We start from the raw sequence: 22,294 nt of genomic DNA, 5'->3' as shown, positions 1-22,294 counted from the left end.
GGACGGCCGGTCCCAGACAGCTCCTTCGTCAGATTCAGCACCGTATCGATGCTGTACTTCACGAAGGAGGCAGCGGCTTCCATGTGCCCTACCGCGATCCGGGACGACCCCTCAGAACAGGCTAGGAGTGCAGCCACACGCCATGTCTGCTCTGCTGAACGGGAAACGTAAACACTCTGGTTCTTCGGCAGACTCTTGATCAAGACCTTCTCGGCCCGACGCATGACCCAATAAATGTGGTCGGCAGCGGATGTGAAAGTCATGACACGGTCTGCCTCACGCACCCATTTGTACGCCCTCACAAGGTCCCCTGTGTTCACGAGAGGCACTGTTCGCCTTCTGAGCAAAGGAACATCGGACAGCGCTACGGGCAGGAAGCGGTTATAAGAGCCGCCTGCCGCTTCTTTGAGCGAAACCATGGTTTGCCAGTCTTCAGGCGTGATGTGCGTATGGAAGACTACGCGCGGATTCGGCACCACCTTGGGTTGATGGTTAGGGCCTTTCCGTGTCGTGTTATTCCGCAGCGTCTCGCAGTCCCATGCCTGCCGGATCTTCGGCCCGTACGACCGATCCCGGGCCACCGTCTCAAGAGTCTCCTTCCACTCCTGCTCAATGATCAGGGCACGAGTGTCCGGCACCCCAGATGCTTCCTGGGTTATCTCCATCTGCTCATGCAGATGGTCAACCAGTGCGGCCCCTGACGTGATCCCGGATGTTTCGCGCATCATGAGTTCAAGTCCTACGGACTCGTTCATAATGTGCCGGAAGCGTGAAGGGCAACGTTTTTACCCACACCTGTCCCGGCAACAAGAACTGTCGAGACAAGAGGCGAACGCTTCTTGGACTCGTCTAGGAATACCCGGTCACTGACTGCCATCGACCACATGGACAGAGCCGCCGCGTAGATGCCGATCGGATCCGTTTCTGTGAACGGGGCAACAGCTTTCACCGCTTCCCCGATAGGCCCGTAGAAGACGACTTCCCGGTTTCCCGTCATGGTTCTTCTCCATCAATCATGGCAACCTTAGTGAAAGCTTCCATGAACCACTCCCAATACTGTTGGGCGTGAGTGCCACAGAGTCCCACTTCGGCCACGCTGCCGAAGGTCACTCCTACGAGCCCCACGGCAGTGGACACGGTTCCCTCCAAAGCGCAGGGCCCGCATTTCATGACCTATCTCCTTTTCTCTCTCGCATCCTCATTCTGAGAATGCATGGCAGCACACTCCCGCCATGCGGGAGTGCACCACTATGCGCACTCAGATCGTGTGACCACAGAGCATGTCAGTCCTACACCACTCCTCTAAGGGAACCTGACACGAAATCTCTTCTTGGCTAATCTCTCGCGCATGCTCCCGAACCCACTCGATGTGTTCCTCACAGACATGCCATATCGTCGGTAGTGAGTTCGGATCGAATGGACCGTCACTCGTCGTCTCAATGTGATACTCGGCCGGAACATCGTGAAACGACTTCATCAGTTCGGACTCCACGTCCCATGCCTCACAGCGCACTATCACAGCATTTCCCTTTCTCTCGTGGCCTTGTGGCCACAGGGCCTCTCCCCGGAATCGAACCAGGGACTAACCACCAGGGAGGCCGCCCACTCATTGAGAGTGAATCCAAAGCAACTCAAATCCCAGCACCAATGCCTAAGCATCCTGCGGGAATCACGATGCTCGGCCGGATCTGAACAATCCACGCCGCTGCGAGAAACCCGGCTAACGCCACGACATCCACCAGTGCAGACCCGTAGGAACCTGTACGCACGAGATCAACGAATGCCAGCGGCCCGTAATACCCGCACACGGCACCAAGGGCCAGACAGGCGATGAAAGCTACGGCTTTACCCATACGCCCAACGCCCTTCTACCAAAAACGCCATACTGCAAGATCGTGTCAGCGTGATAGGTCCCTTGAAGGGATTGCAGGGCATACCGTGCTTCCTTCGAGTCATCTGATAGGAGCAGACGCAGAGACAGTGAAGCCTCCCGCGTCTGCCGGCATCAGATGCTCAGCAGCCCGCAGAATCGTCCGCACATCCCCGGCCTCTACAACATGACCGATCAGCCACTCACGATCCATCATCGGGATTCAGAGCACGTAGAAGCGCATACCAACCTCGTGCGCATCCTCGTGTATTTCCAACCACGACAGCGCCACCAAGGTTGATCCGCCGCTTCACTAAGGGAATCCTCAACAGCATGAGCATCACTGAGGCGAATGTCTGCGGTTGCCCCGGGGCAAGTGGTATCAGGCTCATTCAATCCATGTTCGCTGTGGCAGGGCCATCGAAGAACGCATCCCATGTGATCGAAAAACCCCTCACTGAGTAACAATTGGCTTTCCAAAATCGGTCCAGGAAGCTCCGGTTCATCCGGGTCGCCATCACCTCTCGGGGTAACTTCATCCGGCGCGCAGTCACGACTTTCATCAGTGAAGAACGTGTATCGGGCGCGCGCTCGGGAGACCAAATCCCACCGCGCGCTTCCAATTGATGGAAACAAATCCGTACGCGCCTTTCGATTACATGCTCGTTGCGACAGCCCATGATGTTCTCCTCTTCCTCCTCTGTAGTGGCCTATGGCACAGTGCCCCGACGGAGGAACGCGAACTCCGCATAGCCCAACCCGCAAAGGGCCGAGGCTCCAACTCAACTCACTCTACAGGTTCCATCACGCAGTACCACCACCGCGTCACGCCCCAATAGGCTACTACAACAACGTCCAAGAATGCGAGTCCAGTGGTCGTCGAATCCTGCATTGGCACCCATATCTGTGAACCGGATAGATGACCCATACGCCTCTGCACACGATTGCCCCCAACGATGTCTACAGCATTGTTCGGGAACAGACCCGTCGAGAATGCTGTATCCGATGACAATTCCCGTACCTGCATCCTCTGCCCCTCTTAGCGCGCTGTCACACACACATGGCTTCCCTCTCAATCCCTCACCTGGCCTCGCCGTACCTGACAGGCCATGACGGCCCCGACAATGCGGGGACCGACCCAAAAGCCTACGTCAGAACTCAATCTCACAGAAATCCTCCAGTGCACACGCCCTCACAGCCGCACTCATTGACACACCAGCAAGCTCCACGCTGGATAGAAAACTGCTTACGCTCCCCGTGGCGTACTTGCCCCCACGTGAATTACGACCTAAGACACATGTTTACTAGGGGCTCTATCACTCGGCGCCTCAAACGTATATCCGACTCGACACTCTTAAGTGACGCCGAACCAGAAGGCACGTGATAGAAAAGGCCTGGCATTGACAGCGGGGGGGGGAAAAAAAAAAACCCCCCCCCCTATAGAAGCTCTCGACGTCCCAAAGGGCATACGTCGTAGCCCGCCCCTTTGTGTCGCAAATTCACCTTAACTCCGAAAACCCTCCTTACTCATGACTGCCACCTCAGTACGGGGAGTCATCTCCGCAGACACCCCCGAAGGGGCGTTTCGGCTAATGACCATTCAGATCCGCGTTAATGCTTCCCCTCCCATTTAGGCAGGGGGAAGCCACAGCACGGCCGGCCTCATCAACAAGCCCCGCATGCTCACGACGTCGAAACAACGCCCACCCATAAGGCCGTTTTGGTCGCCAGCGCACCGCCGTGGCCACAACCTGGCAACCGGGATCTTCAGGAGAGTCTTCAATGGAAGAAAATGAAAAATCACTTTTGATTCCAGGGAATCCCATCGCCACACGGCAGTCTCCCAGCACGAGTCAAGAAACACAGTTCTATGGACTCCGGACCCATATGGCCACTCCAGCATAGCGATCACGCGGCGCCACCGACATCGACCGCACCTCGTAGGCGGCCGAAGGACATCCAGCCTCCAATCAGTCGAATACAACGCGATCACGTCAACATCTCCTTTTCTCTATGGCCTGCCATCTTCAGTACGGGGAAGCCATCTCCCGCAGACGCCCCCGAAGGGGCGTTTCGGCTGTACACGCTTAACCTTCAAGGTAAAAAAATAAGCCTCGCCTAATCGCTCAGTAGCTTTCGACCTGCACCCGAGGCGCGGACCAACAATCCATCGCTCTATCGGCTCGCCAGACAGCGCCCACTTGCGACCACGCCTCTCGCACCCATAAACATCCAGATAGCAAGACTCCCGATCCACAAGAGGGTAGATAATGGCCCCCACTTCCTCACCAACAGAAGCTGTGCCACTCTCATCGAAAAGCACTTTCCTTGCGAAATCATCATGCGGCGAGCCACCAGGCTCCAGGCGTCCTACCAGAGCCCTCTTAGCGGCACCCTTTGTAGGCCAAGACTCCATGTCATCAAACATTCTGCCCAGCCCATAGCCGATACCTCCATGCCACACTCCGAATACTCGACTCACAACATCTCCTCTCATCAGTCTCCCCAAGGCATTACACCCAACAGACCATGACAGCCTGCAAGGGCAGCAAGAAGGACAGGACTCACACATGGGCACGACTCATGGCAAGCCGACACCCGCCCTATCCCCCAAGCTGCGCCGAAGCACAAAGAGAGAAAGAAAGAAAATTGGAGAAAGTTCGCAGGCTTGAAAGCACATAGTCACGACACAAGCGCCGTGCCTACGACCTAATAGCGGCACGCACCCCACTCAAAGGGTAAGACCTCACCACTACCGGTTTCGCAGGCAAAAGTCACCCACCCACGAACATAGCTACACTCTTCAGTTAACAAACAACGCCGCTTCCTTCGATTCACCCGTGATTTGATTAACCTAAGCGACCCACCATTGACGCAGTGGTTCAGGCTCTACACACGGTCAGCCTCCGTAGCGAATATTCGGTTATCTCGCCATGCGGAACCAAGCTTCCTCCTCAGCCTTTCGGCTTCGGTTTCCGCCGGTCCCTCTTGGCGACAAGGAAAAACTAACACGATCGAGGGACCCGTGTACACACTTAACCTTGCCCTCTCGGCTACTTTTTCGGAAGCCACCCAGCGGCCACCTAAGGCTCGAAAAAGTGCAGCGGCATAGCCATGCACCACCCCAATACCAAAGGCTCTCAGAGGGGGCACTGAAGCCCTGCAAAGGGTATAGCCACTCTCCATCCAGAACCCCGGCACCACACATTCCCTAGATAGGGATCGCCCACCAAACTCCCTGACGCCGGCATCCCAACCATCTACCTATCCAACTCAATGCCGGCATCCCACTAGGCTAGATAGTTGAATAAAGCAACAATGCGTGCAAAGAATAGTTGAGTAGACACACCATGAGGTAGGGGTAATGTTTAGATGTGTAAGAGGGAACCGCCACCCGAGGCCCACCCTCCGACACTGTACGCATCTGGTGACCTGGTGTGACTGACGCCTTACTCAATTCCCTAGGCCGCGTCTACTTTACTCATTTAACGCCCAACAGGCGCGGCGCAAAACGAAGAAGGCCCCTGCTGCACTCCAGGGGCCTTCTTTTCAGGGACTGTACTAATTCCGCACACCTTCAGTCGCCCGTCAGCTGCGAAAGCTGCGCCAGAACCTCTGAATGCTGCTGCTCCGCCTCGGGCTCCGTCTGTGCCCATTGCGCCCGCGTCCTGAAGGTCTTGCCGCCGTCATGCGACACCCCCGATGCATACATCACTCCTACAGGACTGCCGGCCACGCCTTCCCACACAGTGCGAATAATGAGGTCTCCGTCCCGTGTCTCAGCCACAACTCGGTAACCCTTGTCCTCCCAGAGTTGCCCCCAACGCTCCACGCTGATGCTTGTGCCCTGCCTGTCCTTGTACATCGAGACGTTGTCGTCCCCCATCAGTCAACCTCTTTCGCATATGACACGACCCCCCCGATGGTGTCGAGGGGGCGTGAGGTGTCTTAGCTATTGGCCTTCATGTAGGCCTCTCGGATCCCGGCAGGGACTCGACCACGGTCGTTCACTTCGTGGCCGTTTTCCTTGGCCCATGCGCGGATCTTGGCGGTCTCGTCGGAGCGGTTCGCGGGGCCGCGGCCGGCGGAGCGCGTCTGTCCTGTGGCCTTCGCCTTCCGGCCGTTCCTGACATACGGGCGAAGGCCTTCAAACAGCTCGGTGAAGTTCGCCGCGTTCAAGTCGATTTCGTATTGCTTGCCGTCAAGCATGAGCGTATGAGTCTGGACGTCCTCAGATGCCTCACCAGTGAGGTCGTCCACGAAAGTGGTGATGATTCTCTGTGCCATGCCGCGATTGTAGTCACAAGATGAATGTGCGTGGGCACTTTCTGATCGTGCCAGAGCCAGAGGACTTCGGACCATCGTGAGGCATCCCTCTGGGCACTGGCAAAAAGCGTCAATCTTGACGACCGTCACGAGGAAGGCCCGGTTGTGCCAGGACTGGACCCCGTGCGTCAGCTCGGCTGGGTGTCATCGACGAAGCCTCTGCGGCCGCGGGTCGGCTGGCCTGAGCTCTACCCGGACTTGACCGCGCTGTTGAAGGCGCGGGCCGCACAGCTCGAAGAGGGTTGTTCGGACTGATCGGCCCTGTTGACGTCAACCTCGCGTCAGTGGCATGGCAGTTCGAGCCCTGACAATCTCTGGGACCCGGTGCACGGTGGCGGGTACGTTCAGGATGAGCGACGTTCGAACGGAGTGATCACACATGCGGTGGAGCGACTACAGCAACGGGCAGCGCATCAAGATCCTGCGCGGCAAGCAGCTCTCGCAGCAGGAGCTAGCCAACCAAACTGGGCTGTCCATGCCCACGATCCGTGCCGCGGAGCAGGACCGCCGCATGTCTCTGTCAACGCTGGTGAAGATCGCTAACGCTCTAGGGGTCGATGCCTCAATCATCCTCGGGCAACAGGCTCCACGGCGGGCGATGGAAACCGATGACCGCAAGACGCTTCGAGCTATCTCACTGTGTGTTCACGAGGACGGCCGGCGGGTTCCTTCCTGACGAAGCAGAGCCGGTGACCCTCCAGGAGCTCCGACAGTCCACCGCGCACGCCTGGAAGCTCTATTGGGCGGGGAACTACAGGGAGCTGGGCGCGATCCTCGGCCCCCTACTGGTCGATGCCGCCGTAACAGCCCGAGCGCTTGACGGTGACCGTGCCAGCGTGGCGCTGGGGGCGCTGTCAGACGGCTACCAGATCGCCGCATGCATCGGGAACCTGTTCGCTGCCCGCGACCTCGCGTACGCCGCTGTCGGCCACGCGCGTTCCGCAGCACAAGCGGCCGGCGACCCCCTACGGACCGCCCGTGTCGATTCCGCGCGCTCCTGGATCTACCTCCGAGACGGCCGTCTCCAACGGTCGATGGAGGTCGCGGTGAAGGCCGCGACCGATGTCGAACCCTCGTACTCCGATGCCACACCGGAGCGCCTCACCGTGTACGGCAATCTCCTCAACCACTGCGCCGTCACATCAGCCCGCCTTGACGATGACACCGACCGCACTGGTGACTTCCTCTCCCAACTCCACGCGGTTGGAGCTCGCTTGGGCCGCGAACGCGACTTCCACGGTGCGCGCTGCGGGCCGATCACCGCGCTGACCCAGGCCGTAGGGATCAACGTCACCACGGGGGAAACCGGCAAGGCGCTTCGGCTGATCGAAGGCGTCGCGAGGGAGCCCAACCGACTGGAGCAGTTGGCGGACGCCGCGCGCAATCGCTACCTACTTGACGTCGCGATGGCGCAGGCTGATGCCCGGATGTACGACAGTGCACTAGACACCCTGGAGGGCGTGCTACGGGGGTCCCCGCAGTGGGCTCGGCACCAAGCGCTCCCCACGGTGATCATGCAGAAGATCGGGCCAGCCCACACAGCTCGTCTCCGGAACGTATCAAGCGTGCTCGGCGCTCCGGCCGTCCCGGTGGACGGCTTCTCCGCAGCAACAACGAAGTCAGTCCTATGAGTTGGCATATGCCAACCGTTTCGTAGCGGGGGTGATACGCCGCGTAACACTTGGGAGGCTCCGCACCCATCCAGTGTTGCGCCGCGTATCACTCGCAGGTCCGCGAATCTCAGGAGTGATACGCCTCGTTTCTTCCCGACCAAACCCCCTGCGCGGCACGGTATGGCGCATGAATCAGTCGCCCTACACGGCTCGCCGCCGCAACATCGCGAACGCGTCCAGCGGCTTCCCCGAGCGGGTGAACGTCGTCGCCTACGCCCTCGTTCACGACAGCAGCAGCCCTGATGCCGTGCTGAGCCACCTCCGAGCACAGGCCGAGGCTCGCGATTGGATCGTGCACAGCACGTTCTTCGACGTCGCCGACATCACGAGCAACCGGACCGATCGGCAGTTCTGGCCGAAGGTCGAGCGCCTGCTCCAGGATCGGGATGTCACCGGCCTCGTGGCTCGGTGCGAGGACGAGATCGCCTTTTATCCCCCGAGCAAGGAACAGTTCCGGGGTTGGCTGTTGGAGCGGCCGGCGTTCGTCGAGTACGTGGGTGAGCCGCCGTCCAGGACTGTTCGATGACGGTCAGCATGACCCCCCGAGAGGGGAACTGGGCCGTGGACACCCGGAACGGCCAGTTGGGTCGGGTGGTGAAGAAGCGTTGGCGCGGCGTCGAGCTCTGCCCGCCCGACGGCGGGGACGCCTGGGATTGCCCGGACGACAGGGTCCGGATCGCCACCAAGTCCGAGCTCCAGAAGGCTGGACTCTGGAGGTCCAAATGACGGTCTCCGAACGTGATGTCGGGAAGTGGGTCCGCGCCAACTCGGGTCACGAAGGAGTCCTCAAGGACGTGATGCGCGACTGGGAGGACCCGCACGCCCCGCACTGGGAACGACGACGCCGGTTCGACGCGGCGTTCATCCGGCCCCCGCGGGGCGGCGTGGAACGAATCGTGCCGGTGGACACGGTCACGGTGGTCAAACAGGTCCCGTCGTCCGACGGCCGCGGGCGTCTGCGTTGACAACTACGACGTGGGAGGCGCTGGCCCCGCCCGGAATGACGGTCCTCCAGATTCCCCCGATGCGAATCCAGTTGGGCGACCTTTTCCACCTCGATGGCGACTGGTGGCCGGTGATCGATATGCGGGCCGATCTCGGATGGGACGAGTACAAGACCCTCATATTCCGTGGCCGCCGCCCGGTGACGGTGTCCGGGCTCGTACCGGTCGCTCGACCGAGCCGCTTGAAGGAGCCTCCGAGGGGGGCCAAGGCCCGATGATGACGCGCATCGTCACGTTCCCACCGCTGGAAGCCGGCTGCGAGACATGCCGAGCACAGGGCCAGGAGATCATCACCGCCCTGTTCGACGGTGCGGTGCCCACGGCGCGCAGGGCATGCCAGACGCTCACCAACCACCTGTTGCAGGCCCACGGGTACGTGGTCCCGCCGGCGCCCATCCCGGAAGGTGCTGCCCCGGCCAAGGGGGATCGGCCGCTGTTCCGGCCCGATTGTCTGGTCTGCACCCTCAATATCCGCTCGCATTTTTCCGCATCAGTGCAGGGCAACCTGGGATACGCCAAGGTCATGCAGCGGCTCCAGGCCCAGCACTGCCTGACCATGCACGGGGAGGCTCCGTGAGGATCAAGATCGGGCAGCGCCACCTGGTGGTTGAGGGGTGTGGGACGGTGCTCGCCGTCCTGGTCCTCGCCGTATCGCTCCTCTTCTTGCTGTGGGCCCTATTCAGCGTCGCGACCGCTTCAGATCACCTGTATTCGGCGCCGCGCCCTACGGCGCGCATCGACCTGAACCGGAACCTGATATGAAATCCATTCCTCGCTTCCAGCGCAGCCGCGCCGAGATCGAACAGGCCAAACAGGCTGCGATGAACGACTGGCCGGCGGTGGTCAAGGCATACCGTGAGGGTGACTCGCTCCAGCGCCTCGAAGTTCGCTACCGAGTTCCCAAGGACTGGCTGCGCGCGCAGCTCCTCGACTCGGGCGTGGGGATCCGTGCGCGCATCGATCGCCCCCGTCTCCCCACGCCGGGGCAGCAGGCCGTGTTGGATGCCTGGCCGGAGGTCCGCGCGTCATATGTGAAGGGCCTGTCCATCAAGGCGATCCACCGCAAGTACCGCTGCGGGGAAGCCTGGTTGCGCGACCGCTTGTTGAAGGACGGCGTACACGTGCGGGGGCAGGCGGAGGCGTACGCCCTGTACAACGACCCCGGCCGAGGGGGCGACGGCCCGTGCTGACTGCGGCCCGCAGCGGCAGCGGGGGCCACTGCCGGTTCTGCCTGGTGAAGATCAACGCTCTCCGGGATGCCCGACGGCGCGGCGACGACCGCGCCCAGGAGCTGCATGCGGCGGACCTGGCCCAGCACCGGGCGACCGCGCACCGGGTGGTGCGGTGGTGAGCCGGCCTCGTGCTGGCCGGTCCGACTGGCGGGGCGCCGCAGGGGGGCTGCTGTTCGTCGGCGGTCTGGTCGTCGTTGGCGTGGCCGTCCTCTGGCTCGCGGTGCACGGAGCAGTGCACCGCCCCTGGACCCCTGCCTCTCTGCGAATCCAACATCACCTGGTCCCCCCTGGTTGTGTGCCGGATTCCTCCGTCAGAGGGGCAGGTCCCTGCCCGGTCGGCCCACTACCCCGCCGGCCGACCGGGCACCCCCTTCTGACTGCACGTGGACCCGGAGGTGATTGCCCCATGCCTGCCAAGGATCTCCCTCTGCTCCGTCGGGACTGCCCGACGTGCCCGGGAAACGGGCGCGTGATCTGGACCACTGAACAGCTTGGTCAATTCGAGATCGCCGAGGGTGCACGCGAGCTTCAGAAGCGGCATCTCGTAGAAGACCACGGGATCACCGAGGTCACTCTGTAGGCCCGCCCGCCACGGGGGAGCGGGCGAGCAAGCTTCCTTGCCGAGTTCACACATCGATTGCCACGACAGGGACAGACCGTATGGCCACTACTCCTGCACCGGGGCACCCCATCAGGTCCTGCGTGCTGATCACTAACCCCCAGGGGCATGCGCTCGTTGTTACTCCTGCGAAGCAGGACGCACCGTGGATGCTCCCTGGCGGCCTCGTCGCCCAGGGCGAGTCCCCGCTTGATGCCGCCCGCCGGGAAGTCCGCGAAGAACTGAACCTCGACCTCGGCGAGCGCATCCGCGAGCTGGCCGCCGTCGAATGGGTTGCGGCCACCCACCCCGGGCGACGCGACCGGCTCGTCTTCGTCTTCGCCGGCCCCCAACTCCGGCCCGTCGAGGAGGAGAACATCATCTTGCAGCACGACGAGATCGCCTTCTGGCGCTGGACGCCCGTCGGCGACTTGATCTTTCAGTACCCCCGCATCGCGGCCCGCATCGTCCCGTGGCTCCATCAGCCCAGTACCACCTCGTACCGAGAGACGAGGAAACCGGAGGGAACATCATGACCGACTTCGCCGACCGCCCCCTGCGCATCGGCACCCGCAGTTCACCCATGGCGCTCGCTCAGACCGAGCACGTCTCCCAGCTCCTCCGCGAACTGGTGCCCGGCCTCGAAATCGAGGTGAAGCCCACCACCACCCAAGCGGACCTCTGGCACGGGGACCTTGCGCAGCTCGGCGGCAAGGGCCTGTTCGTCAAGGACATCGACGCGCAACTTCAGCGCGGGGACATCGATATGGCGATCCACTGCCTCAAGGACGTGCCCGGCGACGTCCCGATGCCGCAGGGCCTCGTGTTCGCCGCCATGCTCCCGCGCGACGACGTCCGCGACGTCCTTCTCGTCCCCGAAGGATCGACGGTCAAGACGCTCGCCGACCTTGCCCCCGGTGCCGCTGTCGCCACCACAGCCGTGCGCCGCAAGGCCCAGATCCTCAAGGTGCGCCCCGACCTCAACGTGATCAGGGTGCGAGGCGCCGTCGGAAGCCGCGTCGAAAAGCTCGACGGCAAGAAGGGTGACCTTCAGGCCGAAGCCATGGTGCTTGCTCGCGCCGGACTCGAACGCCTCGGTCTCGAAGAGCGCATCCGTCACGAGTTCACCGTGCACGAGATCCTCCCGGCCGTCGGCGCCGGCGTCCTCGCGCTGGAGTGTCGCCGTGACGATGGTCCCGTCGCCGCGTTGCTGGAGCGCCTGAACGATCCCAGGACGCAGACCGAGGCCACTGCCGAACGGGTCATGCTGCACGGCCTGCGCGGCCACTGCAACAGCCCAATCGCCGGTCACTGCATCTCGGAACCCGATGGGCAGCTCTCACTGCGGGGTATGGTCTTTTCGCGGGACGGCTCCAAGTTCGTCCACGCCCACATCTGGGGCGAGGACTCGAACGACCCGGGCACCCTCGGGGCCCGCGTCTCCGCCGAACTCCTCCGGCAGGGCGCACGGGACATCATCGAGGGCATCCCCCACTGACTCCTGCCTCCCGTACCTCCAGGGATGCGTCCCCCGCTCCCGAGGCGGGAGGCAGGTTGCAACGCCCACTCCGGTCAGGTGGCCACAGGCTCCGTACGACTGATCGAAGGGGGTGGCACGAAGCCCGGTTGGCCGCGGTAGCGAACCGCGGCCGGCCGGGTCGCACCACCGCAAGGCGGCTCGGGGGTGGTCCCCGGGCCGGCACGGCTCATGAAGGGAACATGCACATGGACCCGGAAAAGCTGGCGGTACTGCTGTTCGGTAACGACGGCGGTGACAGCGGCAACGACCAGGGGAACACCGACATCGAGGACGGCGATGGTGGCGGTTCGAACCCTCCGGCCGGCTGCGGCGACAACTAACGGCTAACGGCCGTTAAGTCAGAACAGGACGGCCCCACTCTGGGAAGCTGGAGCGGGGCCGTTCACGCTATGGAGGTACCAATGGCCAAGTTGATCAAGGGTGTTGGCAGGGTGGCTGTCTTTGCGTGGCTGCACACGTGGCCTGACGGATGGGCCGTCGGCGCCTACACGACGATGGGCGAGTTCGGCGACACCGCGATCGTCGGCTACGTCCCCCGCCCCGATGTCGCTGACGTCCCGCTGATGGACGTGGCCGCCCGGCATGAGCCGAGCAAGCTCTATGGGTCTGCGGGCGCCCGCTTCGCAGAGGCGTGCTGGCTCATCTGTACCGGTTGGAGCTCCCGTATGGCTCCGAAGCCCGGCACGCTCGACCTGCGTGACGTTGCATGGTCACTGGAGCTTGACGGCACCACTGAACTGAAACAGACGATGTACGGGCACGACCGGCTTCACGTCGGTCGGTTTGCCCTGACCGATCCGGATCTTCATGCCCAGGCGCAGAAGGTCTTGGAGAGCCGGGTGTTCATCGGAGGGTAGGGCGCAGGAAGAGCAGTCGGAGCCCCAGCGAGAGCCGGGGCTTCTGCTATGCAAGGGGCCATGGACGACGATTTCCCCGTTCCGAACGGCCGTCCAGCTACGTGCAGCCCTGCATGCCGCTGGGCTGATAGGCGCGTTGGACGCTGTGGTCTATCGCACGGCGCCGGACGACGACCGCTGAACCTCAGCGCTCTAGAGCTCGCTCCGTGCGACTCACTACGAATGCTTGAAGCCCCAACCCGTTAGCGCCGGATTGGGGCTTCAAGCATGTTCGGGTTCCTTCTGGCCGGAGCTCACCCGATCACTGCATCTCACCAGATGCGACCACCCAACAGGCAGACAGCCAAGGAGAGGTGAGCGCATCCTAGCCGTTCGGGTCAGAGGGAGCCTAGAGGGATCTCCTGGCCGTCATGCAGCGCATCACAAGCGCCCGCCTCGGGGCGGAGCGAGGCAACCCCACCCCGCCTCAGAGCATCAAGGATGCGGCTCGGCAAGCCAGCCCACTCCTCGTCGCCCACATCCGCCCGATCCACCGAGAGCATGAGAAGGGGTGCACCCTGTTGAGTGCACCCCATCTACTCTACTGATCTTACGGAGCTTCCCGGCCGGGACCGCCGCCTTCACCCAGCTTCAATTGGGCTGTTCTAGCCTGACGACTCGGGTGCGGACGACAACGCGCGACGAACCTCCCGATGTTGGTATGGGTGTGAGCTGCTGGGCTACTTGCCCTTGGTCAGATCGGGGAGGGCCGTCGATTGCCCGTAGGAGACGGGCTCGTTCCTCCTCGGTCATCTCACCCAGCATGCGAACCACTTGGTTGAGGTCATCCATGGCTACGCCTCCACCAGGGCGTGGGGTGTCTGCGCGATAGTTCTGACGAACGGCTGCCCCTCCCAGCCGACTTCAGGAGGTACAGCAACGCCACGCCACCACGGCTCAACAGCTGGAGGGTTCGCAGGCTCGAACGGCCGACCGGGCTTTGGAGCAACCATGGTCACGCCAGCTTGAAGGGCGGCATGCATCGTCCACTCGGCAGGTTCCTCCCACGGATGGGGCGCAAGAACGAAGGTGCCCCAGTGGATGGGGAGCAGCACGCCGCGCGTCGGGTCGCCGCCCTGGAGGTCGAGGTGGGCGCGCAGCCCCTCATCAGGGTTCATGTGGATGTCTGGCCACAGGCCGGGCTCTGGCGTACTATGCATGTGGTTCTTGGGCCACATGTCCGAGTACGCACCGATCTGCACCATCGTCGCGTCGAACGGCCCGTACTGCTCCCCGATCTCCGCGAAGCCCGGGAAGTAGCCGGTGTCCCCGCTGTGGAAGACCCGGTGCTCCGGCCCCGCGACCACCCACGACGCCCACAGCGTGTGCTGGGTGTTGCGCAACGCCCGCCCGCAGAAGTGGCGGGCGGGGGTGGCGGTGAGGGTGAGGCCCCCGACCGCGGTGGACTCGTGCCAGTCGAGCTCGGTGATCCGCCCGGCCGGGACGCCCCAGTGCTCCAGGTGGGCGCCCACCCCCAGCGGCACCACGAAGACCGCGCCGGTCCGGATCAGGGCGCGGACGGTGGGCATGTCCAGGTGGTCGTAGTGGTCGTGGGAGATCACCACGGCGTCCGGCGGCCCGGTCTCGGCCAGCGGTACGGGCACGGGGTGCATACGGCGCGGCCCCGCGAAGGCGAACGGCGAGCAGCGCTCGGACCAGACCGGGTCGAACAGGACGCGGTGCCCGTCGATCTCGGCCAGCACGCTCGAATGTCCCATCCAGGTCAGCCGCAGCCCCGAGGCCGGGGGCACGGCCAGGTCGGCGACGGTGGTCGGGTGCACCGGAATCGCGTGGGCGGGGGCACGGCGGACGCGCTCCTCCTTGCGGAAGTAGGTGCTCAGGAAGGCCGGCATCGATCCGGACGGCAGCCGCGAGGCGGCGACGGGATTGACGAACACCCCGTCCCGGAAGTTCGGCGACCGCCTGATGCGTGCCATCCGCTCCCCCGACGGGTCGGCCCCGAAGGCCGCGGGTCGCAGGACGTCGAGCGGTGAGCTGGTCGGGCGGAAGCCTGTCACGGCACCTCCAAGGCGTGGGCGGTTCTCCCCATTATCCGCCGGGTGCCCGGACGGTCCCGTCACAGGCCGCTGACCCGCAGCGTCACGTTCAGCCGGCCCGTGAGGCCGAGGTCCGCGGGCGCGGTGCCCGGAAGGGTCCGGGGCACTCCGTGGTAGGCGAGACGGGACGGGCCGCCGAAGACGAACAGGTCGCCGCTGCGCAGCTCGACGTCCGTCCAGGGCCGGGTCCTGGTGCGGGTGTTGCCGAACCGGAAGACACAGGTGTCGCCGAGGCTGAGCGAGACGACCGGGGCGGTCGACTTCTCGTCGCTGTCGCGGTGCAGGCCCATCCTCGCGCCCGCCTCGTAGAAGTTCACCAGGGCGATGTCGTACGGCCCGGCGCCGCCGTCGCTGCCGTAGGCGCGGGCGACCGCGTCCCGGGCGAGGGCGTCCAGCCAGCCGGGGAACGGCTTGACCGGGGCGCCGTCGCCGTCGACGACGGTGCGGGCGTAGCCGTAGGGGAACCAGTGCCAGCCCAGGCAGACGGTGCGGACGGACATCTCGCCGCCGCTCGGCATGCGGACGGTGCGCAGGCCGGCCGGCGGACGGGCCCACTCCCGGCAGGCCGCCAGCAGCCGGCGCTGGGCGGGCGGGTCCAGCCAGCCGGGGACGTGCACGGCGCCCGGGGCGACCTCGGCCGACGGGCGGGGGAACAGCTCGTCGTCCATGCGGCCACCCTAACCGGGCGCCTCACCACCCGACATCTCAGTGCTTGACGCCGACTCCGCCGTAGAACGCCACCCGGGCCAGGTCGGCCGGGGCGGGGCCCTCGCCGTCCGGCCGCCACAGCGGCACCTGGACCAGGCCCGGCTCCAGCAGGTCGTAGCCGTCGAAGAACGGCAGGACCTGCTCGTAACCGCGCACGGTCAGCTGGGCGGTGGCGTTCCGGTACGCCTCGGCGGCGTTGCCCTCGATGTGCCGGTGGAAGTCGCCGGTGCCGTGGGTGAGGACGAGGTGGCTGCCCTTGGGGAGCGCCTCGGTGAGGGTCCGGATGATCCCCGCCGGGTCCTCCTCGTCCTTGATGAAGTGCAGGACCGCGACGAGCAGCAGCGCCACCGGCTCGTCGAAATCGATCAACTCCCGCACCACCGGGTGCTCCAGGATCGCCCCCGGCTCCCGCACGTCCGCGAGCACGAATCCGGCATTGCCGGCACTCGTCAGCTTCGCGCCCGCGTGCGTCGCCACGATCGGGTCGTTGTCGACGTACGCCACCCTGACGTCCGGCGCGATCTCCCGCGCCGCCTCATGGATGTTGGGCGAGGTCGGGATGCCGGTGCCGACGTCGATGATCTGCCGGACGCCGCCGCGGACCACCTCGCGCACGGCCCGCAGCATGAAGTCCCGGTTGGCGCGGGCGCTGGGGCGGGCGTCGGGGACCATCCGGATCACGCGTTCCGCGGCCTCGCGGTCCACCTCGTAGTTGTCCCAGCCCCCGAGGTAGTAGTCGTACATCCGCGCCGGATGCGGCCGGCTCGTGTCGATCCGGTCGGCCGGGAAGCCCGTGCTGTCGGTGCCCTGCTCCGTCACGCCGTGTTCCTTTCGCCTTCGTGTGTCCTCTTGATGGCCACTCCGCCGTACAGACCGGCCCGCGCCGGGTCGTCCTCGGCGGGCGCCGGGCCGTCGGGGCGCCACATCGGCACCTGCACGACTCCCGGCTCCAGCAGGTCGAAGCCGTCGAAGAACGACACGATCTCCCCGTGCCCGCGCAGGCTCACCGAAGCCGTCGCGTTGCGGTACGCGGCGTCGGCGGAGCGCGCGGCCCCACTGGTGAAGTCGCCGGTGCCATGGGTGAGAACGAGACAACTTCCCACGGGCAGCGCCCCGGTGAGGGCCCGGATGATCCCCGCCGGGTCCTCCTCGTCCTTGATGAAGTGCAGGACCGCGACGAGCAGCAGCGCCACCGGCTCGTCGAAATCGATCAACTCCCGCACCACCGGGTGCGCGAGGACCGCCTCCGGTTCCCGCGCGTCGGCCAGGACGAATCCGGCGTTCCCGGCGTTCGTCAGCTTCGCGCCCGCGTGCGTCGCCACGATCGGGTCGTTGTCGACGTACGCCACCCTGACGTCCGGCGCGATCTCCCGCGCCACCTCATGGGTGTTGGGCGACGTGGGAATCCCCGTCCCGACATCGATGATCTGCCGGACGCCGCGGCGCACCACCTCCCGCACCGCCCGGCGCAGGAACGCGCGGTTGGCGCGGGCGGAGGGGCGGGTCTCGGGGGCGAGGGCGAGCAGCCGGTCGGCGGCCTCGCGGTCCACCTCGTAGTTGTCCCAGCCCCCGAGGTAGTAGTCGTACATCCGCGCCGGATGCGGCCGGCTCGTGTCGATCTGACCGGGCGTGAAGCCCCCGTCCGGACGGCTCACGTCCGCGGCCCCCCGTCCGCGCCGGCGAGCAGGAAGTCGGCCTGGCCGGCCTTCGCGCCCCGGATGAAGGTCTCGATCTCGCTATGCGTGTAGATCAGCGCGGGACCCTCCGGGTCCGTGGACTGGCGCAGGGCGACCCGGCCGTCCCGCAGGCGCATGACCTCGACGCAGCTTCCCCCGTTGCCGCCGCTCCACGGCTTGCTCCAGCCCTCGGTCCCGAGGTCGGTGGCAGGCATGCCGTTGTAGACGCGATCCAGATCCATGGTTCAGATCTCCTTACGAATGCCACCCAGGAATGCCTTGGTGGTGTGTGCGGGGGCTGCCTGCGCGCACAGCCGGTCCAGGGCCTCCAGGAAGGCCGAGACGTCCTCGCGCTGGTCGAAGTAGGAAGCGCCGATGAGGTTTTCGGCGTACGCGATGTCCGGGAGTTCCTCGATGGGGAACCGGAAGATGTGGAACGGGCCGTACATCGCCGGGTGCGGCCCGGCGGCGAACGGAATGATCTGGAGCCGTACGTGCGGCAGGGCCGTGGCCTCGATGAGCCGGGCCACCTGGGCGCGCATGACCTCCGGCCCGCCGATGGGGCGGCGCAGCACGGTCTCGTCCATCACCACCCACAGCAGGGGCGGCTTCTCCCGCACGAGCAGGTTCTGGCGCTCCCGGCGGACGGCGACGGCGCGCTCGATCTCGGCCTCGGGAGCGTGCGGCTGGCCCGCGCGCAGCACGGCGCGGGCGTAGTCCTCCGTCTGTAACAGCCCCGGGACGTAGTGCGGTTCATAGGCGCGGATGAGGTTGGCCTCCCCCTCCAGGCTGACGAACGCGCTGAACCAGTCGGGCAGGACGTCGCGGAAGCGGTGCCACCAGCCGGGGCGGTTGGCCTCGCGGGTGAGCGCGAGGAAGCCCTCGACCTCGGCCGGGTCGTCCACGCCGTAGATCCGCAGCAGCTTCTCCACGTACGGGACCTTCAGGCCGACCTCGGCCTTCTCCATCCTGCGGATCGTGGCATGCGTGACGTCCAGGGCCCGGCCCGCCTCCTGGAAGGAGAGCCCGGCCGCCTCCCGGAGATCATGCAACCGCTTGCCGAGGACGACCCGCAGCACGGTCGGGGCCCCTGCCGGCCGCGCTTCCCCCACTGGACCCCTCCAACTGCCGCCCTACGCGCCGTCATATGCCAGCAGTGTGCCACGCAGCATACGAAGCCGACAGACTGTGCTTCCGATTCTGCAAATTACAGACTGAAGCTTGCCACACCTGACTCACATCGCACATAGTTGCGGAGTGGTCCCCTCCCAAGACGCACCTTTGCTGGGGCGCCGCGGCGGCTGCTTCGGCGGGCGCCCGACGGACGCCTACGCCTTTCACTTCCCGGCCCTCAACGCCTCGGTGGCGGAGGCGCGAAGACGAGTCCTCACCCGGCTGCGGGAATGGGGTATCGACGAAACTGCGTGCGACGACGCCCAGTTGGTCGTCTCGGAACTCTTCACCAACGCCGTGCGGCACACGGACAGCGACAAGGTCAGCTGCCAGGTCCGGGTCAGCCCGGCCGTCGTGCGCATAGAGGTGGCGGACCACGGCTGCGCCTCCACCGAGCCGCGTGCGCGGTGCAGCGGCGCGGACGAGGAGAGCGGCCGGGGCCTTCTCCTCGTCGGCGCCCTCTCCCAGGCGTGGGGCGTACGCCCCGACGACGGCGGGGGCCGGGGCCGGGTGGTCTGGGCGGACCTCCCCCACCGGACAACGTGCACGACCCCACCCAAGTCCGCCCCGTACGGCCGAGTCTGAGCCCCCGGGTGCCCACGGGTGACCCCGGGGCGATGTCTCCCCGCCCCGCCCTTTCACCGTTTCCCGGGACTGCGCCCCGGCCCCCGCAACGCACCTGCGGCGCGTTCGTCCTCAAGCGCCGGACGGGCTGAGTTGCCCCCTCCGGGGAGCTTGAGAGCAGCGCCCGAAGGGCGCTTCGGGGCCAAGGACGCAGCCTGGTCGGGGCCCAGGGGGGAAGCCCGGCCACGGCCCAAGGCACAAATCCCCAGGCCAAGAGCCCGGAGAGCAAAGCCATCGGGGGCCAGGGGGCGCAGCCCCCGGTGGGGTGCAGGGGCGAAGCCCCGCCCACCCGCGCGGAGCGCGGGACCGGCCCGCCCCCGGCGGAGCAGGACCCCACCGCGCGGAGCGCGCCCCCCGCGCGCGGCACGCGCGCCGCGGGGTCCCGCAGGGGCGCAGCTCCTGCGATGGGGGCACCCCCTCTGGGGGAGGATTAGGGCGGGGCGGGGAGCAAACCCCCCAACCCCCCACTACAGCGGCAACAAATCCGGCCGCTTCGGCTCCACATTGTCCCCCGACGACTCCCCCCGAAGCCGCCGCCCGATCCACGGCACCAAATGCTCCCGCGCCCAGTGCACATTGTCCCGCCGCACCTCGGCCGGCGTCCGCGCGTCCTCCGCCGGCCACGGCTGGTCCGGGTCGGCCGGCACGGCCAGGCCCAGGACCTGCGCCGCGCGCAGCGCGACCCGCGTGTGCCCGTCGGCCGACAGGTGCAGCCGGTCCTCGCTCCAGGCCCGCCGGTCCTGCACGGACCGCAGCGACCACAAGTCGAGCACGGGACACCCGTGCCGGTCGGCGATGGCCCGCACATGGGCCGTGTACGTCGCGATCTTGCCGCGCAGGTGCTTGAGCACCGGCATCCCCCGGGTGTCGAACCCGGTGCAGACCAGCACCGTCCCCACGGACGAGGCGAGGTCCGCGACCGCCGCCTCGTAGCGCTCGGCCACGTCGTCCGGGTCGGTCCCGGGCCGCAGGATGTCATTGCCTCCCGCGCAGAACGTGACGAGGTCCGGCCCCAGTTCCTTCGCCCGCGGGACCTGTTCCTCGACGATCTGGTCGAGGAGCTTGCCGCGCACCGCGAGGTTGGCGTACCGGAAGGCACCTTCCTCGCGCTCGTCCTCGTCGGCCAGAAGTACGGCCAGTCGGTCGGCCCAGCCGATGAACGAGTCGCCGGGCCCCGGGTCGCCGACGCCCTCGGTGAAGCTGTCCCCGACGGCTGCGTACGACCCGATCGCGCTCTTGCTCAATGAATTCGAATCGTCTGCCACGTCAGCACATCATTCCTGCTCCCGAGTGACCTACGCCACCGTAACCAGGGGTTGACGGCCCGTGATGTATCCCACCCCGAAATCGGGCGCGGCCCGGAATAGGCCACGGCGCACCGGCGTATGGTCCGCTCAACAGAAGAGATCAGCCGAGACCAGAGGAGTCGTCCGTGACCCAGACGCCGCAGGCCCCCGCCGCCGAGCCCCTGCTGGCCAATGTGCTCAACTTCCGTGATCTGGGCGGCCTGCCGGCCGCGGACGGGCGACGGGTCAGGCCCGGCACGCTGTTCCGCAGCGGCCACCTCGCCCATGCCACGGAGGAGGACGCGGCCTTCCTGGACTCACTGGGCCTGCACACCGTCCTGGACTTCCGCAACGACGGCGACATCGCCCAGGAGGGCCCGGACGTCACGCTGCCCGGAGTCCGGAACCTCAACATCCCGATGACGGAATCGGCGGACGGCAAGGAGTTCTGGCGCATGGTCCGCGGGGGAAGCCCGGAACTGCTGCGCACCACCCTGGGCGAGGGCCGGGCCGCCGCCCGCATGGTCAGCACCTACCGGGCGGCGATCACGGGCAAGACCGCGGAGCACGGCCGGGTCGTGCACACCCTGGCCGAGGGCTCGGTGCCCGCGCTGCTGCACTGCGCGGCGGGCAAGGACCGCGCGGGCCTGGCGATCACGGCGACCCTGCTGGCGCTGGGCGTGCCGCGGGACGCCATCGAGGCGGACTACCTGGAGTCCAACGCCCCACACCGCCGCTACCGGCTCAAGCGCTCGGCCGAGACCACCCCGGAGGTGCTGGAGCTGCTCTCCCCGCTGTTCGAGGCCCGCGCCGACTACCTCGCCGCCGCGTTCGAGGCCCTGGACGAACGGTGGGGAACGACCGAGCGCTATCTCACCGAGGGCCTGGGCCTCACCGGCCCGGCCCGGGAACGGCTGCGCGAGCTGCTGCTGACGGACTGACCCGCCGGCCGGGGGATCGTCGCGCGACGATCCCCCGGCCGCCGCCTCACCGGTTGGCCACGGCCTGCTTCACCAGCGTTCGCCCGAAGTCCCACATCAGGGAACCGCCCCCGTGCGCGTCGTCCATGACGGCGGTGAAGGCGTCCACGAAGCGGTCCACCTCCCGCTCCCCGACGACCAGCGGCGGGATCAGCTTGATGACCTCCAGATGGTCCCCGGAGACCTGGGTGAGGATGCGGTGCTTCTGCAGCAGCGGCACCACGACCATCTGCGCGAACAGCCCCTTGCGGGCCGCCTGGAGCATCGTCCAACGGCCGCGCAGCCCCAGCGACTTGGGCCGGCCGAACTCGATACCGATCATCAGCCCCCGGCCGCGTACGTCGTGCAGGAGCTCGTACTTGTCCACCAGCGCCGCGAGTCTGGACCGCAGCAGGTCGCCGGTGACCCGGGCGTTCTCGACGAGCCGCTCGTCCTCCATGACCGACAGCACCGCCAGCCCCGCCGCCATCGCCTGGGCGTTGGAGCCGAAGCTCGCGGAGTGGACGAGGACCCGGTCCATGGACGAGTAGACCTTCTTGAAGATCCAGTCCTTGCCGAGCGTGGCCCCGACCGGCACGTAGCCGCCGGAGAGCGTCTTGGCCACGCACACCAGGTCCGGCTCGACGCCGCTCTCGTGCTGGTAGGCAAAGA

General features: G+C 65.8%; 27 protein-coding genes and 1 other RNA gene. 15 read left to right on the top strand and 13 right to left on the bottom strand.

Annotation, left to right across the window (positions count from 1 at the left end):
- The 5 genes from ABD794_RS07360 to ABD794_RS07340 form a co-directional block, all read right to left on the bottom strand.
- Window positions 1-728: DUF3987 domain-containing protein (locus ABD794_RS07360; RefSeq protein ID WP_344961719.1), on the bottom strand; the 728-nt coding region annotated here is incomplete at its 3' end.
- Between the two features lie 23 nt (window positions 729-751).
- Entirely contained in the window at window positions 752-997 is a 246-nt protein-coding gene (locus ABD794_RS07355; RefSeq protein ID WP_344961718.1) for a hypothetical protein, read from the bottom strand.
- Between the two features lie 2,885 nt (window positions 998-3,882).
- An RNA gene (locus ABD794_RS07350) (hammerhead ribozyme type II) lies at window positions 3,883-3,949 on the bottom strand.
- A gap of 1,498 nt (window positions 3,950-5,447) precedes the next feature.
- On the bottom strand, window positions 5,448-5,756 hold the full coding sequence (locus ABD794_RS07345; RefSeq protein ID WP_344961717.1) for a hypothetical protein: 309 nt from the start codon (window positions 5,754-5,756) through the stop codon (window positions 5,448-5,450).
- A gap of 62 nt (window positions 5,757-5,818) precedes the next feature.
- A complete protein-coding gene (locus ABD794_RS07340) occupies window positions 5,819-6,157 on the bottom strand; it encodes a histone-like nucleoid-structuring protein Lsr2 (protein ID WP_344961715.1) in 339 nt (112 codons plus the stop codon).
- Window positions 6,158-6,575: 418 nt separating this feature from the next.
- Here ABD794_RS07340 and ABD794_RS07335 point away from each other — a divergent pair, with 418 nt between their 5' ends.
- From ABD794_RS07335 to ABD794_RS07275, 13 genes are all read left to right on the top strand, one after another.
- Window positions 6,576-6,872, top strand: coding sequence for a helix-turn-helix domain-containing protein (locus ABD794_RS07335; RefSeq protein WP_344961714.1), 297 nt, complete (start codon window positions 6,576-6,578; stop codon window positions 6,870-6,872).
- Between the two features lie 13 nt (window positions 6,873-6,885).
- Window positions 6,886-7,827, top strand: coding sequence for an XRE family transcriptional regulator (locus tag ABD794_RS07330; protein WP_344961712.1), 942 nt, complete (start codon window positions 6,886-6,888; stop codon window positions 7,825-7,827).
- A gap of 169 nt (window positions 7,828-7,996) precedes the next feature.
- A complete protein-coding gene (locus tag ABD794_RS07325) occupies window positions 7,997-8,395 on the top strand; it encodes a hypothetical protein (RefSeq protein ID WP_344961710.1) in 399 nt (132 codons plus the stop codon).
- Between the two features lie 8 nt (window positions 8,396-8,403).
- Window positions 8,404-8,595 (top strand): hypothetical protein, encoded by a 192-nt coding sequence (locus ABD794_RS07320; RefSeq protein WP_344961708.1) that lies wholly within the window; start codon window positions 8,404-8,406, stop codon window positions 8,593-8,595.
- Window positions 8,592-8,834 carry a hypothetical protein gene (locus tag ABD794_RS07315; protein WP_344961706.1) on the top strand — a complete coding sequence of 81 codons (243 nt, stop codon included), beginning with the start codon at window positions 8,592-8,594 and terminating at the stop codon, window positions 8,832-8,834. The genes ABD794_RS07320 and ABD794_RS07315 overlap by 4 nt, the downstream gene beginning before the upstream one ends.
- Before the next feature lie 253 nt (window positions 8,835-9,087).
- Window positions 9,088-9,450, top strand: a complete 363-nt coding sequence (locus tag ABD794_RS07310; protein WP_344961704.1) for a hypothetical protein — start codon at window positions 9,088-9,090, stop codon at window positions 9,448-9,450.
- Window positions 9,447-9,635: a hypothetical protein gene (locus ABD794_RS07305; RefSeq protein ID WP_344961702.1), complete on the top strand. Its 189-nt coding sequence runs from the start codon at window positions 9,447-9,449 to the stop codon at window positions 9,633-9,635. Before ABD794_RS07310 ends, ABD794_RS07305 begins: the two co-directional genes overlap by 4 nt.
- Window positions 9,632-10,063: a hypothetical protein gene (locus ABD794_RS07300; protein WP_344961701.1), complete on the top strand. Its 432-nt coding sequence runs from the start codon at window positions 9,632-9,634 to the stop codon at window positions 10,061-10,063. Before ABD794_RS07305 ends, ABD794_RS07300 begins: the two co-directional genes overlap by 4 nt.
- Window positions 10,057-10,224: a hypothetical protein gene (locus tag ABD794_RS07295; protein WP_344961699.1), complete on the top strand. Its 168-nt coding sequence runs from the start codon at window positions 10,057-10,059 to the stop codon at window positions 10,222-10,224. The genes ABD794_RS07300 and ABD794_RS07295 overlap by 7 nt, the downstream gene beginning before the upstream one ends.
- A gap of 541 nt (window positions 10,225-10,765) precedes the next feature.
- Window positions 10,766-11,239 (top strand): NUDIX domain-containing protein, encoded by a 474-nt coding sequence (locus ABD794_RS07290; protein WP_344961697.1) that lies wholly within the window; start codon window positions 10,766-10,768, stop codon window positions 11,237-11,239.
- Entirely contained in the window at window positions 11,236-12,201 is a 966-nt protein-coding gene (hemC, locus tag ABD794_RS07285) for a hydroxymethylbilane synthase (protein WP_344961696.1), read from the top strand. The genes ABD794_RS07290 and hemC overlap by 4 nt, the downstream gene beginning before the upstream one ends.
- A gap of 227 nt (window positions 12,202-12,428) precedes the next feature.
- The gene (locus ABD794_RS07280) at window positions 12,429-12,563 is read left to right on the top strand and encodes a hypothetical protein (RefSeq protein ID WP_344961695.1); all 135 of its coding nucleotides are present in this window, start codon (window positions 12,429-12,431) and stop codon (window positions 12,561-12,563) included.
- 81 nt (window positions 12,564-12,644) lie between these two features.
- On the top strand, window positions 12,645-13,100 hold the full coding sequence (locus ABD794_RS07275) for a hypothetical protein (RefSeq protein ID WP_344961694.1): 456 nt from the start codon (window positions 12,645-12,647) through the stop codon (window positions 13,098-13,100).
- 833 nt (window positions 13,101-13,933) lie between these two features.
- Here the strand turns inward: ABD794_RS07275 and ABD794_RS07270 are convergent.
- From ABD794_RS07270 to ABD794_RS07245, 6 genes are all read right to left on the bottom strand, one after another.
- Window positions 13,934-15,157, bottom strand: a complete 1,224-nt coding sequence (locus ABD794_RS07270) for an MBL fold metallo-hydrolase (protein ID WP_344961692.1) — start codon at window positions 15,155-15,157, stop codon at window positions 13,934-13,936.
- 59 nt (window positions 15,158-15,216) lie between these two features.
- Window positions 15,217-15,864, bottom strand: a complete 648-nt coding sequence (locus ABD794_RS07265; RefSeq protein WP_344961690.1) for an alpha-ketoglutarate-dependent dioxygenase AlkB family protein — start codon at window positions 15,862-15,864, stop codon at window positions 15,217-15,219.
- Window positions 15,865-15,901: 37 nt separating this feature from the next.
- Entirely contained in the window at window positions 15,902-16,648 is a 747-nt protein-coding gene (locus ABD794_RS07260; RefSeq protein ID WP_425585953.1) for an SAM-dependent methyltransferase, read from the bottom strand.
- 71 nt (window positions 16,649-16,719) lie between these two features.
- Window positions 16,720-17,559 carry an SAM-dependent methyltransferase gene (locus ABD794_RS07255; protein ID WP_344961686.1) on the bottom strand — a complete coding sequence of 280 codons (840 nt, stop codon included), beginning with the start codon at window positions 17,557-17,559 and terminating at the stop codon, window positions 16,720-16,722.
- Window positions 17,556-17,822: a DUF397 domain-containing protein gene (locus ABD794_RS07250; RefSeq protein ID WP_344021811.1), complete on the bottom strand. Its 267-nt coding sequence runs from the start codon at window positions 17,820-17,822 to the stop codon at window positions 17,556-17,558. The genes ABD794_RS07255 and ABD794_RS07250 overlap by 4 nt, the downstream gene beginning before the upstream one ends.
- Before the next feature lie 3 nt (window positions 17,823-17,825).
- Window positions 17,826-18,692 (bottom strand): helix-turn-helix domain-containing protein, encoded by an 867-nt coding sequence (locus tag ABD794_RS07245; RefSeq protein ID WP_344961684.1) that lies wholly within the window; start codon window positions 18,690-18,692, stop codon window positions 17,826-17,828.
- A 169-nt stretch (window positions 18,693-18,861) separates the two neighbouring features.
- Between ABD794_RS07245 and ABD794_RS07240 the strand changes: the two genes are divergently transcribed.
- Window positions 18,862-19,338, top strand: coding sequence for an ATP-binding protein (locus ABD794_RS07240; protein WP_344961683.1), 477 nt, complete (start codon window positions 18,862-18,864; stop codon window positions 19,336-19,338).
- Between the two features lie 506 nt (window positions 19,339-19,844).
- Here ABD794_RS07240 and ABD794_RS07235 read toward each other — a convergent pair.
- A complete protein-coding gene (locus ABD794_RS07235) occupies window positions 19,845-20,642 on the bottom strand; it encodes an SGNH/GDSL hydrolase family protein (RefSeq protein WP_344961682.1) in 798 nt (265 codons plus the stop codon).
- 167 nt (window positions 20,643-20,809) lie between these two features.
- Here ABD794_RS07235 and ABD794_RS07230 point away from each other — a divergent pair, with 167 nt between their 5' ends.
- Window positions 20,810-21,604 (top strand): tyrosine-protein phosphatase, encoded by a 795-nt coding sequence (locus ABD794_RS07230; RefSeq protein ID WP_344961680.1) that lies wholly within the window; start codon window positions 20,810-20,812, stop codon window positions 21,602-21,604.
- Window positions 21,605-21,650: 46 nt separating this feature from the next.
- On the opposite strand, the gene ABD794_RS07225 is transcribed toward ABD794_RS07230, so the two are convergent.
- A partial coding sequence (locus ABD794_RS07225) for an aminotransferase class III-fold pyridoxal phosphate-dependent enzyme (protein WP_344961678.1) occupies window positions 21,651-22,294 on the bottom strand: 644 nt, incomplete at its 5' end.

It is taken from the genome of Streptomyces thioluteus, assembly GCF_039535865.1.
Note: the sequence above shows the minus strand (reverse complement) of the source record. Positions and strands in the feature narration are given on the sequence as shown.

What these genes read in the sequence shown, in the direction of transcription:
- ABD794_RS07355 (WP_344961718.1), bottom strand. Translation starts at nt 997, where the DNA reads ATGACGGGAAACCGGGAAGTCGTCTTCTACGGGCCTATCGGGGAAGCG.
- ABD794_RS07345 (WP_344961717.1), bottom strand. Translation starts at nt 5,756, where the DNA reads ATGGGGGACGACAACGTCTCGATGTACAAGGACAGGCAGGGCACAAGC.
- ABD794_RS07340 (WP_344961715.1), bottom strand. Translation starts at nt 6,157, where the DNA reads ATGGCACAGAGAATCATCACCACTTTCGTGGACGACCTCACTGGTGAG.
- ABD794_RS07335 (WP_344961714.1), top strand. Translation starts at nt 6,576, where the DNA reads ATGCGGTGGAGCGACTACAGCAACGGGCAGCGCATCAAGATCCTGCGC.
- ABD794_RS07325 (WP_344961710.1), top strand. Translation starts at nt 7,997, where the DNA reads ATGAATCAGTCGCCCTACACGGCTCGCCGCCGCAACATCGCGAACGCG.
- ABD794_RS07320 (WP_344961708.1), top strand. Translation starts at nt 8,404, where the DNA reads ATGACCCCCCGAGAGGGGAACTGGGCCGTGGACACCCGGAACGGCCAG.
- ABD794_RS07315 (WP_344961706.1), top strand. Translation starts at nt 8,592, where the DNA reads ATGACGGTCTCCGAACGTGATGTCGGGAAGTGGGTCCGCGCCAACTCG.
- ABD794_RS07310 (WP_344961704.1), top strand. Translation starts at nt 9,088, where the DNA reads ATGATGACGCGCATCGTCACGTTCCCACCGCTGGAAGCCGGCTGCGAG.
- ABD794_RS07300 (WP_344961701.1), top strand. Translation starts at nt 9,632, where the DNA reads ATGAAATCCATTCCTCGCTTCCAGCGCAGCCGCGCCGAGATCGAACAG.
- ABD794_RS07290 (WP_344961697.1), top strand. Translation starts at nt 10,766, where the DNA reads ATGGCCACTACTCCTGCACCGGGGCACCCCATCAGGTCCTGCGTGCTG.
- hemC (WP_344961696.1), top strand. Translation starts at nt 11,236, where the DNA reads ATGACCGACTTCGCCGACCGCCCCCTGCGCATCGGCACCCGCAGTTCA.
- ABD794_RS07280 (WP_344961695.1), top strand. Translation starts at nt 12,429, where the DNA reads ATGGACCCGGAAAAGCTGGCGGTACTGCTGTTCGGTAACGACGGCGGT.
- ABD794_RS07275 (WP_344961694.1), top strand. Translation starts at nt 12,645, where the DNA reads ATGGCCAAGTTGATCAAGGGTGTTGGCAGGGTGGCTGTCTTTGCGTGG.
- ABD794_RS07265 (WP_344961690.1), bottom strand. Translation starts at nt 15,864, where the DNA reads ATGGACGACGAGCTGTTCCCCCGCCCGTCGGCCGAGGTCGCCCCGGGC.
- ABD794_RS07260 (WP_425585953.1), bottom strand. Translation starts at nt 16,648, where the DNA reads ATGTACGACTACTACCTCGGGGGCTGGGACAACTACGAGGTGGACCGC.
- ABD794_RS07250 (WP_344021811.1), bottom strand. Translation starts at nt 17,822, where the DNA reads ATGGATCTGGATCGCGTCTACAACGGCATGCCTGCCACCGACCTCGGG.